Below are 13,120 nucleotides of genomic sequence, written 5' to 3' on the forward strand. Positions count from 1 at the left end.
TTTTTCCTATCGTTTTATTAAACGTGCAGGAAAATTTATACATATATTTATTTGGCTGTATAGGGTGTTTTATGAGGAAAATGTGAAAAGTATGTAAGTTTGTATAGAGGGTTGTATTTTTGGATTAGCCTAGACTAATCCAAAAATTATCTTTGATGGATTAATCTAAAAGTTGTTTCATAAGTTGGTTTACTTGAGCTGGGTTTGCTTTGCCCCGTGATGCTTTCATGACTTGTCCAACAAGACCATTAAAGGCTTTTTCTTTGCCAGATTTATACTCTTCAACCATTTTTTCATTGGCTGCGAGTACGTCTTTAATAATGGCTTCGATTGCACCTGTATCGGTTTCTTGTTTTAACCCTTTTTCAGCAATAATTTGGTCTGCGGTTTGTGTTGGAGACTCCCATAGGTATGCAAAGACTTGCTTGGCAATTTTCCCACTAATGGTGTTGTCTACAATACGTGCAACCATGCCACCGAGTTGTGCTGCACTGATGGGTGAGTGGGTAATATCTAGATTTGCTTTGTTAAGCGCACCAGAAAATTCACCCATCACCCAGTTAGCAGCAATTTTTGCATGTTTTTCACCACCTGCCGCAACCACAACTGCTTCAAAAAAGTCCGCCATGTCACGACTTAAAGTCAGTACACGAGCATCGTATTCAGTGAGTGCATAGGCATTAATAAAACGCTCACGCCGTGCTTGAGGTAGCTCAGGCATGTCTGCTTGAATGTCTAAGATTTGTTGTTCTGAAATGTGTACAGGGAGCAAGTCTGGGTCAGGGAAGTAACGATAGTCGTTGGCTTCTTCCTTGCTACGCATAGAGCGGGTTTCCATTTTGTTTGGGTCAAACAAACGTGTTTCTTGTACAATTTTCCCGCCACTTTCTAAAATATCCATTTGGCGTTCAATTTCAACATCAATGGCTTTTTCAATAAAACGGAATGAGTTAATGTTTTTTAACTCGCAACGTGTACCGAATTCATCGCCGGGTCTACGCAGTGATATGTTGCAGTCACAGCGAAATGAGCCTTCTGCCATGTTGCCATCAGAGATACCTAACCAACGCACAAGTGTGTGCATGGCACGTACATAGGCCACAGCTTCTTCCGTTGAGCGCATATCTGGTTCAGATACGATTTCAAGTAATGGCGTACCCGCACGGTTTAAGTCAATGCCGGTCATACCTTCGAATTCTTCATGCAGCGATTTGCCTGCATCTTCTTCTAAGTGCGCACGGGTCACGCCAATACGTTTTTGTGTGCCATCTTCTAAAAAGATATCAATATGACCTAAACCAACAATCGGGTTGTCCATTTGGCTAATTTGGTAGCCTTTTGGCGAGTCTGGATAAAAGTAGTTTTTACGAGCAAACACAGAAGCACGATCAATCTTCGCGTCTATGCCTAGACCTAGGCGAATAGCTTTGTCTACAACTTCACGGTTAAGTACAGGGAGTACGCCCGGCATGGCTAAATCAACCAAACTCGCTTGGGTGTTTGGTTCAGCACCAAATGCTACGCTTGAGCCAGAAAATATTTTTGACTGTGTGTTTAGTTGGGTGTGAATTTCTAAGCCAATCACTACTTCCCAGCCATCAATCAACTTTGCCATTATACATTCTCCTTTGCAATTTCAGCACGTTGGCTATGCCAGTCGGTAGTTTGTTGGTATTGGTGAACAACAGAAAGTAGTTGAGATTCTGACCAATAATTACCAATCAGCTGTAAACCTACAGGTAAGCCGTGTTGGTCAAAACCAACAGGTGCGTTAATGGCTGGGTGTCCTGAAAGGTTGGCTGCAAGGGTGTATAAGTCGCCTAAATACATTTCAACAGGGTCAAGTGCTGCCCCAATTTTGTATGCTGTGGTTGGTGCAGATGGTGCAGCAATCACATCTACTTGAGTAAAGGCATTTAAGAAATCTTCTTGAATTAAGCGACGTACTTTTTGAGCTTTCACATAGTAGGCATCGTAGTAGCCTGCAGACAGTGCGTATGTACCAATTAAAATACGGCGTTTAACTTCTTCACCGAACCCTTCTGAACGAGAGCGTTTGTAAAGGTCGTTTAAGTCTTGCGGGTTTTCACAGCGATAACCGAAACGCACACCGTCGTAACGAGACAAGTTTGATGAGGCTTCAGCAGGTGCAATGAGGTAGTAGGTGGGTACGTATGATTCAACCATATTGAGGTCAACTTCAACCAATATTGCACCCATGCTTTCAAGTTGCTTTAATGCGTCTTCAACACGGTTTTTAACGTCTATATGTAAACCATCTACATTGAAGTATTGTTTTGGAATACCAATGCGTAAACCTTGAATTGAGGTTTGATTGAGGTTGCTTATATAGTCGTCTACAGGGTGTTGTGCTGAAGTAGAGTCATTATCATCATGTCCAGCCAATACATTCATTAAATAAGCACAGTCTTCAGCAGAGCGACCCATTGGGCCAGCTTGGTCTAAAGATGAAGCAAATGCGATCATACCAAAACGAGATACACGGCCATAGGTTGGTTTTAGCCCTGTGAGACCACAAAAAGACGCAGGTTGACGAATAGACCCGCCTGTATCTGTACCTGTCGCCAGTGGTGCAAGATCGGCTGCAATGACCGCTGAAGAGCCACCTGAAGATCCACCGGGTACATGGTTTAAGTTCCAAGGGTTTTTGGTTGCGCCGTAAAATGAGCTCTCTGTTGTAGAGCCCATAGCAAACTCATCCATGTTCACTTTGCCGAGTGTTACCATATTTGCTTGTTTGATTTTTGTAACAACAGTGGCATCGTAAGGTGAGATAAAATTATCCAACATTTTTGAACCAGCAGAGGTGCGAATGCCTTGCGTACAAAAAATATCTTTGTGTGCAAGTGGAATGCCTGTCAGTGGGTGAGCATTGCCTGCATGAAGTGCAACATCTGCTGCATCTGCCTGTACGAGTGCAAGTTCTGGGGTTACAGTCACGTAGCTGTTGACCTGTGGGTCAATCTTTGCAATACGGTTAAGATAGTGCTGTGTGAGCTCACGTGATGAAAAATCACCTTGTTTTAGCCCGTTTGAGAGTTCTTTAATCGTTAAACGATGTAAATCAGTCATAATATCTGCTATTGGTCAAATTGATCGAAAAAGGTTATTCAATAACACGTGGAACAAGATATAAACCCTGCTCTACACTTGGTGCAACCGCTTGATATTCATTACGATGGTTGCTTTGTGACACGTAGTCATCACGCAATGGTTGAGGGTTGTCAAATGGACTCTTGAGTGGTTCGACACCCTCGGTATTTATGTTCTTCAATGTATGCATCATGTCTAAAATCTTATTTAAACTTTGTGCGTATGCTTTAGATTGCGTATCATTGAGAGATAATCGAGCGAGATTGGCAATGCTCGATACGGTTTGAGCATCTAAATCGGTATGCTGTGTATCTGGGGTTGACATATAATCACCTCGTTCAGTATCAAAAACTTTGAAATATCCTGTGATATGATAAGCGATTGACTTGTTCAAATCATCACATTTAGTTAAAGTTGCCACCTTGCGTCCATATTTGTAAAAACTGGGAATGACCCGTGATTTTAAAACGACTAATTGGCTTGTTTTCGCCAGATCTTGCTATTGACTTAGGCACAGCCAACACACTTATTTATGCGCCTGGACGAGGCATTATATTAAATGAACCGACTGTTGTGGCAATACGCCATAGTGGCTCACAAAAAATTGTCGCTGCAGTCGGTTTAGATGCGAAACAGATGCTTGGTCGTACGCCTGCCAACATCTCTGCAATCCGTCCAATGAAAGATGGCGTGATCGCTGACTTTGAAGTCACTGAAACCATGTTAAATCAATTTATTGGTAAAGTGCACGAAAAACGTTTATTTCCACCTGCGCCACGTGTTGTGGTGTGTGTGCCATGTAAATCAACTTTAGTTGAACGCCGTGCAATTCGTGAAGCAGTATACAATGCTGGTGCACGCGATGTGCGTTTAATTGAAGAACCAATGGCAGCTGCAATTGGTGCAGGATTACCTGTAGAACAAGCATGCGGTTCTATGGTGGTTGATGTGGGTGGTGGTACAACAGAAATCGCGATCATTTCTTTGCAAGGCTGTGTATATTCAGACTCACTGCGTATTGGTGGTGATGTGTTTGATGAACAAATTATTAACTATGTACGCAAAGCGCATGGTTGTGTAATTGGTGAAACTACAGCCGAATTGATTAAAAAAGAAGTGGGTACAGCCATCAATGAAGGTGAAAAACTTGAAATTGAAGTTCGTGGCCGTAATTTGGCTGAAGGTGTACCTCGTTCAATTATTGTGACTTCAGAAGAAGTGGTTAAAGCGATTACAGATCCACTACAAAGTATTGTAAGTGCAGTAAAATCTGCATTAGAGCAAACACCGCCTGAGTTGTCATCAGATATTGCTCAACGTGGCATTGTATTAACAGGTGGTGGTGCGTTACTACGTAATTTAGATCAACTGTTATCAAGAGAAACGGGCTTACCAGTTGTGTGTGCTGAAGAGCCATTAACTTGTGTAACACGTGGTGGTGGTAAAGTGCTTGAGTTCTTTGATGATCCAAATCACGACATGCTTTTTGTGGGTTAATTAAGGTAGGAAGGCGGGTGCAACCGAATATTTTTTCAAGACAACCGCCATCATTTCGCTCGTTTATTATTGCCATGATAACTTGCTTGGTGGTGTCATTTTTTGATTGGCGTATGCCACATGTTGTTCAACCAGCAAGAGATGTACTGTACTCGATGTATACTCCCATATACACCGTGGCAAGTTATCCTGTGATTTCTAGAGAGTGGCTAACGCAGAAAACCAAGTCTGAAGAGCAGTTGCGCCGTGAAAATACAGCAATGCAAGCCGAGCTTTTGCAGGCCCAAGTGCGCTTACAAAAACTGTCTGAACTTTCCGCAGAAAATACACGGCTCAGAGGCCTGTTAGATACGCCCTTAATTATTGATGGGCGTATGGAAATTGCTGAGGTCATTGGTACAGATACAGACCCACTTCATCATGTGGTGATTATTAACCGTGGTACAGCAGATCGTTTACGTCAAGGTCAGGTAGTGCTTGATAATCAGGGTATTATGGGACAAATCATTGATGTACATCAGCGTAATGCGCGCGTGCTTTTACTCTCTGACAAAGAAAGTTCTTTGTCTGTGCGGGTAGAACGTACAGGTATGCGCGCGATTGTTTCAGGTACAGGTGATTTAGGGCGTTTGAAAATGCAATATGTACCAACCAGCGCTGATTTACAGGTCGGTGACAATATTTATAGTTCTGGTTTAGGTGAGCATTTCCCAGCAGGTTATTTAGTGGGCACAGTCAATAAAATTCAACGCCAAAACACAGGTGAGTTTGCACAGATTGATATTAAACCTGCAGCTCAACTTGCAGGTGGGCATTATGTTGTTGTGTTGTTTTCTGACTCTTTAGCCAAGGAACAACCGTATGCTAATCGCTAAATACAAACCACTGAGAAAAAAAGATCCATTACTGGTGATTGTGTTTACAGTCATTATTGCATCGGTATTCACCATTTACCCCTTGTCTTATGATATTTCAGCATGGCGACCATTTATTTTAATGTTGGTTATGTTGTTTTGGGTCTTGTGTCAACCTACATGGTGTGGCGTATGGTTTGCATTTGGTCTAGGTGTTTTTTATGACCTATTAATTGATGCACCTTTAGGGCAAAACGCTGCTGCATTTGTACTTGTTGCCTTTATTACACGTTATTTTATTAGAGAAAAACGGATTCTTACATTTTTAAACTTGTGGTTTATAAGCATTTTAGCCACAGTGGGTTACGTTGTCTTTATTTGGCTATTACAAACGCTAGGTAGCGTTGATTATCCATTGATGCGCCGTTGGCCACCGATTATAAGTAGTCTTCTATGTTGGCCCTTAATATATTACATGTTAAAAAGATGGCGCCTTTAATTTTAGCATCAGGCTCACCACGTAGGCATGAGCTTTTATCACAACTTGGTTATGCCTTTGACGTGTGTGTACCCAATATTGATGAAAGTGTTTATGCGGCAGAGCAAGCACAATGTTATGTAAGTCGTTTGGCTTATGAAAAAGCCTGTGTTATTGTTAAAAAATATCCTAAACATTTAGTATTGGCTGCAGATACATGTTTGAGTATTCAATCAGAAATTATTGGTAAGCCCATGTCAAAACAGCATGCTTTTGACATTTGGCAAAAGTTATCTGGTCAATACCATGATGTTTATACAGGGATTTGTGTAATACAAGAAGGTATTGTTCGTCAAAATGTTGTAAAAACCCAAGTTAAGTTTGCTATTTTAAGTGAACAAGATATGGAAGAATACTGGGCCACTCAAGAGCCTATAGGCAAAGCAGGTGCCTATGCAATACAAGGGATTGCAGCAAAATATATTCCTGAAATTATTGGTAGTTACACCAATGTCGTTGGGCTACCTCTATACGAAACAGATCAATTATTACAGCAAACGATTAAGGCACTAAATTAGTCGTTCAAAAATTCTTATAACATTTGAGCTTTTATTATGTCTGATGAATTATTCATCAATGTAACACCTATGGAGTGTCGGGTTGCATTGACAGAAGATTGCGTAGTTAATGAAGTATTTGTGGAAAGGACGCTTAAGCGTGGTCTAGTAGGTAATATTTATAAAGGTAAAGTTGTGCGTGTACTACCCGGTATGCAAGCAGCATTTGTGGATATTGGATTGTCTAGAACTGCATTTTTACATATCAATGATATGGTTTGGCCCAAGGGTATGGCAAATCCCAACGTATTTGAATTACTACAGCAAGGGCAAACTCTCACTGTACAGGTCATGAAAGACATGCTTGGCACCAAGGGTGCGAGGCTGACCACAGACTTATCTATTCCATCACGTTACTTAGTCTTTATGCCTTTTGGTAGCCACGTGGGTGTGTCACAAAAAATTGAAAGTGAAAGTGAGCGCATTCGATTAAGAACGATTATAGATCATATTAAAGGAAAATATGCTTTACCGGGCAGTGTCATTATACGTACTGCTGCTGAAGGAGCATCTGAAGACTCTATTGAGCGAGACATGGCATATTTAAGTCGCTTATGGGAGTATATTCAGCGTAAAAAAAGAGCGATTACTGTGCCATCTTTGGTGTTTGAAGAATTGCCTTTACCACAACGTGTGGTACGAGATCTTGCTTCAGAACATACCGAAAAAATTTATGTAGATACTGAAACTGTTTACCATACACTTACTGCATTTATGGCAGAGTTTATGCCACAGCTATCTACACGGCTTATTTTTCACAGTGAGCAAAAACCTTTATTTGAAACTTATCATATTGAAGATGATATTCAAAAAGCATTGCAAACCCGTGTGGCTTTAAAGTCAGGTGGCTATTTAATGATAGATCAGACTGAAGCCATGACAACCATTGATGTGAATACAGGTTCATACGTGGGCGGTCGTAGCTTGGAAGATACAGTGTATCGCACCAATATGGAAGCCACTGAGGTCATTGGTCGCCAACTCAGGCTACGAAATTTAGGCGGTATTTTAATCATTGACTTTATTGATATGCAAGAAGAGATTCATCGTGCAGAAGTATTAAAGTATTTTGAAATTGTATTAGCTAAAGATCATGCCAAAACAAAAATCACTCAAGTGTCTGAATTAGGCTTGGTTGAAATGACACGTAAGCGTACACGTGAATCATTAGAGCATTTATTGTGCGATGCATGTCCGACGTGTCAGGGGCGTGGATTTGTAAAAACTGCCGAAACAGTCTGCTATGAAATTTTTAGAGAGATGATGAAGCTGACACGACAGTATCCACACCAAACGGGCTTTATATTGGTTGCAAGTACCGTGGTTATTGACCGTATGTTGACAGAAGAAGCATCAGCACTGACAGATATTATGTTTTTATTGAATCGATCCATACAACTGCAAGTAGAAACACTGTATACGCAAGAGCAATATGATGTCATTTTAAGTTAAAGTTGTAACAAAAATACATTCAATCTTTGTTACAACTGGCAGTTTACTTTCATCGGTGATTTCTCAATACTATAGATCTAGGTAGCCAAAGATAGATGTCTAGATGGCATGTCTTAGTGAGTGAGGCAATTATGCAGATACATGATGAGAACAACATGCAAAACAATACGCACCACGTTGCAGAACAACATGCAGTAAAAAATCATTGTTTTATGCTTGACGATGAAGGTCGCGAAGTACCGATTACAACAACAATGGTTCAAGATATTTGTATTGAGCTGTTAAAGCAGTGCCGTACAGTCAAAAGCTAGCTCTAATAAAATTCTAAGCAATATAAAAAGGGCTACACACGGTGTAGCCCTTTTTATTGAGAAATTTACTTACATGTCTCGTTTTTGTTCGCCTGTATACAATTGGCGCGGGCGCCCAATTTTATGTGGACTTGATTGCATTTCTAGCCAGTGGCTCATCCAACCAACAGTACGAGCCAGTGCAAAAATCACTGTAAACATTGACGTTGGAATGCCAATTGCTTTTAAAATAATACCTGAATAAAAATCTACATTTGGGTAAAGGTTGCGTTTGATAAAGTATTCATCTGAAAGTGCTATACGTTCAAGCTCCATCGCGAGTTTGAGCTGAGGGTCATGAATGCCAAGCTCAGACAGTACTTCATCACAGGTTTCCTTCATGACTTTAGCGCGTGGGTCAAAGTTTTTATAGACACGATGGCCAAAGCCCATGAGTTTAACTTCTTTAGTTTTGACCTTTTCCATGAATGGTTCGACATTTTCGATAGAACCAATTTCATCAAGCATTTTGAGTACGGCTTCATTTGCACCGCCGTGTGCAGGACCCCATAAAGCAGCAATACCTGCTGAAATACATGCGTAAGGGTTTGCACCTGTAGAGCCTGCAAGGCGCACTGTAGACGTAGAGGCATTTTGCTCATGGTCTGCATGTAAGGTAAAAATTCGATCCATGGCTTTGGCATGAATAGGGTTGACTTGATAATTACGGTCGGCAGGAGTTGCAAACATCATATGCAAAAAGTTTTCTGCATAGCCTAAGTCATTGCATGGGTACATAAATGGTTGACCCACTGTATACTTATAGCTCCATGCTGCAAGTGTTGGTACTTTTGCCAATAATCGAATGGCTGTAATTTCTCTATGATTAATATCATCTAAGTCTAAATTATTATGATAAAACGCAGATAATGCACCTACAACGCCAACCATAATAGCCATAGGGTGAGCATCTCGCCTAAAGCCATTAAAGAAACGACTTACTTGGTCATGAACCATGGTATGCGTACGAATTTGTTGATCAAACTCGCTTTTTTGTTCAGGTGTGGGGAGCTCGCCATTAATCAGTAAATAGCAGGTGGTTAAGTAATCTGCATTCATCGCGAGTTGGTCAATTGGATAGCCGCGGTGCAGTAGTGTGCCGGCGTTACCATCAATGTAAGTAATTTTTGACTCACATGAAGCGGTTGACATAAAACCTGGGTCAAACGTGAAATGGCCTGATGCGAGTATATCCTTTACATCTATAACATCGGGGCCTAGCGTACCTTTATAAATCGGTAGTTCTATCGTTTTTCCATCAAGTTGTAATAAGGCTTTCTTGCCAGTTGCTTCAGACATTCAGAGATCTCCTGTCCTGGTGAATGTAATCTGATCGTTGTGTGCTGCTTTATCTTGCAAATTGGCTTGATAAAGTTGCTGTATTAAAGAAGGAAAGCTGAGTTTTTATTATTAACTTGTTTTAGTTGGCAAATATTAATTAAAAACATATCCATTTATCATAATATGTGCCGTAAAACAATATTCGAATCCTTCGTGCTTAAATGTAACTCAACATGAGCTAAAAAATATAGTGTTTTATGGTGGTAATTTCATCTATTTAGAAAAGATATAGGATAAATATGTATGCTTAATCGTCAATTTTTATATAGAAAATCATAAAATTAAATGAGTTAAATCGTTTGGAATGAGTTTTTTTAAACGCAATAAGGGGTGATTTGAATACGTGTAAAGCACAGGTCATATCTATTTAAACTCAAAATAGGCCTAAGCTATATCTAAAAAAAATACCAGTATATTTAAAACATAATGTACTTAATGTGGCTATATTTTATACAATATTTTATATTTTATTTAGAGTATTTTTTATTATAAATAAATGATTTTAAATAATTAAATGTATTTATTTTTGTGTTTTTCTAGCAGTTGAAAATTAAGATTTTATGCCTTTTTTATCTAATTTTAGGGTCTATGAGGTTGTTTGAGTTTTTAAAATAGCCACTTTATAATTCAGGCAGAATAAAGTTTGGGCGAAGGATGCCCGAATCATACGCTAGCTTTCCTTCATTAAGTTGATTAAATAAACCTAGATAGGGTTTTTACATATAGGATGCCCGCTGTGAAAAGTAATAGACCTGTCAATTTAACCATGGGACAGGTGTTAGCGGTTAACTTGCGCTCACCCGTGGCTATAGCCTCTATATTACATCGTCTCTCTGGTGTAATCGTATTTTTACTGATTCCAGTTTTACTTTGGATATTGGATAAATCACTCTCTTCAGCCGATGGATTTGCTTACGTAAAAGAGCATGTGTTTGGCCATATTGCAGTACGCTTTGTGGTATGGGCATTTGTTGCTGGGTTAATCTATCATTTTGTTGCTAGTGTTCGTCACTTACTTGCAGATTTAGGTCACTTTGAAGAGCTTCATAGTGGACGTACGGCTGCGATGGTTTCATTAATTGTATCTGCAATAGGGATTGTTGCAGCATTTATATGGATTGTTGTCTTATGAAAAGTGCCACTGGTTTAACTGGCTCAGGGTCACGTGATTGGTTTATTCAGCGTGTAAGTGCCGTTATCTTAGCTGTGTATACTGTTGTTGTATTTGGCTGGATTTTATTTCATAGCGGTTTTAGCTATGAGCAATGGTCAGGGTTCATGCTGACACTACCCATGAAAATCTTATCTTTACTGGCTGTTTTATCTTTGGTTTCCCATGCATGGATTGGTATGTGGCAGGTTTTTACAGACTATGTCACAACAAGGCAAATGGGACCATTTGCACCTCGTTTACGTTTAATACTGACCACATTGGTTATTGTGGCGGTTTTTGTGTATGCAATTTGGTGTATCCAGATTTTTTGGGCAAATAAATAAGGCGGTAACAGATCATGGGCGCAATTACTCCCAAAGAAAATTATTCTAATATTCAAAACCTGACCTTTGATACGGTGATCGTTGGTGGTGGTGGCTCGGGTATGCGAGCAGCTTATCAGTTAGCACAAGCAGGGTTGAAAGTTGCAGTACTCACAAAAGTTTTTCCGACACGTTCACATACTGTCGCAGCACAAGGTGGTATCGGTGCGTCTTTAGGTAATATGCAAGAAGACAATTGGCACTATCACTTCTACGACACTGTAAAAGGATCGGACTGGTTAGGTGACCAAGATGCGATTGAATTTATGTGCCGTGAAGCACCGAAAGTGGTGTATGAACTAGAGCATATGGGTATGCCGTTTGACCGTAATGAAGATGGTACGATCTATCAGCGTCCATTTGGTGGTCATTCAGCCAACTATGGTGAAAAAGCAGTGCCTAGAGCATGTGCTGCTGCTGACCGTACAGGGCATGCACTTTTACATACCTTGTACCAAAGTAACGTTAAAATGGGTACACAGTTTTTTGTAGAGTGGATTGCTTTAGATCTGATTCGTAATGACGCAGGTGATGTTCTTGGTGTCACCGCATATGACCAAGAAACAGGTGATATTGCAGTTTTTCAAGCCAAAACGACGTTGTTTGCAACAGGTGGTGCAGGGCGTGTGTATCGTGCATCGACCAATGCTTATATTAATACAGGTGATGGTTTGGGTATGGCTGCTCGTGCAGGCATACCGTTACAAGATATGGAGTTTTGGCAATTTCATCCCACAGGCGTAGCTGGTGCTGGTGTGTTGCTTACAGAAGGTTGTCGTGGTGAAGGTGCAATTTTAAGAAATAAAGATGGCGAACCGTTTATGGAACGTTATGCACCGACATTAAAAGATCTTGCACCACGTGATTTTGTGTCACGCTCAATGGATCAAGAAATTAAAGAAGGTCGCGGTTGTGGCCCTAAAGGTGATTATATCTTACTCGATATGACACATTTAGGTGCAAGTACCATTATGAAGCGTCTGCCTTCAGTTTTTGAAATTGGTAAAAAGTTTGCCAATGTAGATATTACTAAAGAGCCTATTCCTGTTGTACCAACCATTCATTATCAGATGGGTGGTATTCCAACCAATATTCATGGTCAAGTGGTTATTCCCGCAACAGCAGAAGAAAAGCCTTTACAGGCAGGCTATGATGTTAAGCAAGACCAATACCGTGCAGACGGTGAGCGCAACTTTACGCAACCTGTCAAAGGGTTTTATGCCATTGGTGAATGTTCTTGTGTGTCTGTGCATGGCGCAAATCGTTTAGGGACAAACTCACTGCTAGATTTGGTCGTGTTTGGTAAAGCAGCGGGTGAGCATATTATTGACTATGTAACCAAGCATCACGGTGATGACTATGCACCTTTGCCAACCAATGTATTGCAACAAACGTTAGAAAGAGTCAAAAAATTAGATGATTCAGCAGCTGGTGAAAATGCACAAGACGTAGCCGATGAGATTCGTGAAATTGTGCAAAATCATGCAGGTGTTTTTAGAACACAAGCTTTGCTTGATCAAGGGGTAAAAGAAATTTTAGCCATTGCACCACGTGTTCAAAATATTCATTTAAAAGATAAATCTAAAGTCTTTAATACAGCACGTATTGAAGCACTTGAAGTTGAAAACTTATATGAAGTTGCTAAAGCAACGTTAATTTCAGCTGCAGCACGTAAAGAATGTCGTGGGGCACATACGGTAGTTGACTATGAACTACCTGCAGAGCATCCGACATATTCTTATGGTCGCCGTGATGATGAATGGATGAAGCATACATTGTGGTATGCCTCAGATAACCGTTTAGAGTACAAGCCAGTACGCTACAAGCCATTAACGGTTGATGCAATTCAACCGAAGCCACGTACATTCTAAATTGGGAGAT

Annotated in this window: 13 protein-coding genes; 9 read left to right on the top strand and 4 right to left on the bottom strand. The window is 40.4% G+C overall.

Features of this window, described 5'->3' with window-relative positions; all coding sequences use genetic code 11:
- Positions 1 to 160 precede the first annotated feature (160 nt).
- Genes gatB through gatC form a run of 3 tightly spaced genes read right to left on the bottom strand, consistent with a single transcriptional unit; the run spans position 161 to position 3,439 of the window.
- Positions 161 to 1,615: an Asp-tRNA(Asn)/Glu-tRNA(Gln) amidotransferase subunit GatB gene (gene gatB, locus BLS38_RS06620; RefSeq protein WP_092747894.1), complete on the bottom strand. Its 1,455-nt coding sequence runs from the start codon at positions 1,613 to 1,615 to the stop codon at positions 161 to 163.
- On the bottom strand, positions 1,615 to 3,093 hold the full coding sequence (gatA, locus tag BLS38_RS06625) for an Asp-tRNA(Asn)/Glu-tRNA(Gln) amidotransferase subunit GatA (protein ID WP_092747896.1): 1,479 nt from the start codon (positions 3,091 to 3,093) through the stop codon (positions 1,615 to 1,617). Before gatA ends, gatB begins: the two co-directional genes overlap by 1 nt.
- A 34-nt stretch (positions 3,094 to 3,127) precedes the next feature.
- Positions 3,128 to 3,439, bottom strand: coding sequence for an Asp-tRNA(Asn)/Glu-tRNA(Gln) amidotransferase subunit GatC (gatC, locus tag BLS38_RS06630; RefSeq protein ID WP_092748038.1), 312 nt, complete (start codon positions 3,437 to 3,439; stop codon positions 3,128 to 3,130).
- 131 nt (positions 3,440 to 3,570) lie between these two features.
- Here gatC and BLS38_RS06635 point away from each other — a divergent pair, with 131 nt between their 5' ends.
- From BLS38_RS06635 to BLS38_RS12835, 6 genes are all read left to right on the top strand, one after another.
- The gene (locus BLS38_RS06635) at positions 3,571 to 4,611 is read left to right on the top strand and encodes a rod shape-determining protein (RefSeq protein ID WP_092747898.1); all 1,041 of its coding nucleotides are present in this window, start codon (positions 3,571 to 3,573) and stop codon (positions 4,609 to 4,611) included.
- A 17-nt stretch (positions 4,612 to 4,628) separates the two neighbouring features.
- Positions 4,629 to 5,486, top strand: coding sequence for a rod shape-determining protein MreC (gene mreC / locus BLS38_RS06640; protein ID WP_092747900.1), 858 nt, complete (start codon positions 4,629 to 4,631; stop codon positions 5,484 to 5,486).
- The gene (gene mreD / locus BLS38_RS06645) at positions 5,473 to 5,964 is read left to right on the top strand and encodes a rod shape-determining protein MreD (protein WP_092747902.1); all 492 of its coding nucleotides are present in this window, start codon (positions 5,473 to 5,475) and stop codon (positions 5,962 to 5,964) included. The genes mreC and mreD overlap by 14 nt, the downstream gene beginning before the upstream one ends.
- Positions 5,952 to 6,521, top strand: coding sequence for a Maf family nucleotide pyrophosphatase (locus tag BLS38_RS06650; protein ID WP_092747904.1), 570 nt, complete (start codon positions 5,952 to 5,954; stop codon positions 6,519 to 6,521). Before mreD ends, BLS38_RS06650 begins: the two co-directional genes overlap by 13 nt.
- A gap of 36 nt (positions 6,522 to 6,557) precedes the next feature.
- Complete coding sequence (gene rng / locus BLS38_RS06655; RefSeq protein WP_092747906.1) at positions 6,558 to 8,012, top strand: ribonuclease G; 1,455 nt, start codon at positions 6,558 to 6,560, stop codon at positions 8,010 to 8,012.
- A gap of 131 nt (positions 8,013 to 8,143) precedes the next feature.
- Complete coding sequence (locus tag BLS38_RS12835) at positions 8,144 to 8,323, top strand: PA1571 family protein (protein WP_171258551.1); 180 nt, start codon at positions 8,144 to 8,146, stop codon at positions 8,321 to 8,323.
- A gap of 69 nt (positions 8,324 to 8,392) precedes the next feature.
- Here the strand turns inward: BLS38_RS12835 and gltA are convergent, their stop codons facing one another.
- Positions 8,393 to 9,661, bottom strand: a complete 1,269-nt coding sequence (gene gltA, locus BLS38_RS06660; RefSeq protein WP_092747908.1) for a citrate synthase — start codon at positions 9,659 to 9,661, stop codon at positions 8,393 to 8,395.
- A gap of 769 nt (positions 9,662 to 10,430) precedes the next feature.
- On the opposite strand from gltA, the gene sdhC reads away from it, so the two are divergent.
- Genes sdhC through BLS38_RS06675 form a run of 3 tightly spaced genes read left to right on the top strand, consistent with a single transcriptional unit; the run spans position 10,431 to position 13,110 of the window.
- Positions 10,431 to 10,835 (top strand): succinate dehydrogenase, cytochrome b556 subunit, encoded by a 405-nt coding sequence (sdhC, locus tag BLS38_RS06665; RefSeq protein WP_092747910.1) that lies wholly within the window; start codon positions 10,431 to 10,433, stop codon positions 10,833 to 10,835.
- Positions 10,832 to 11,200, top strand: coding sequence for a succinate dehydrogenase, hydrophobic membrane anchor protein (sdhD, locus tag BLS38_RS06670; RefSeq protein ID WP_092747912.1), 369 nt, complete (start codon positions 10,832 to 10,834; stop codon positions 11,198 to 11,200). The genes sdhC and sdhD overlap by 4 nt, the downstream gene beginning before the upstream one ends.
- 14 nt (positions 11,201 to 11,214) lie before the next feature.
- The gene (locus BLS38_RS06675) at positions 11,215 to 13,110 is read left to right on the top strand and encodes an FAD-dependent oxidoreductase (RefSeq protein ID WP_092747914.1); all 1,896 of its coding nucleotides are present in this window, start codon (positions 11,215 to 11,217) and stop codon (positions 13,108 to 13,110) included.
- Positions 13,111 to 13,120 lie beyond the last annotated feature (10 nt).

Source organism: Acinetobacter boissieri (assembly GCF_900096955.1).
GTDB classification, from domain to species: Bacteria; Pseudomonadota; Gammaproteobacteria; order Pseudomonadales; family Moraxellaceae; genus Acinetobacter; species Acinetobacter boissieri.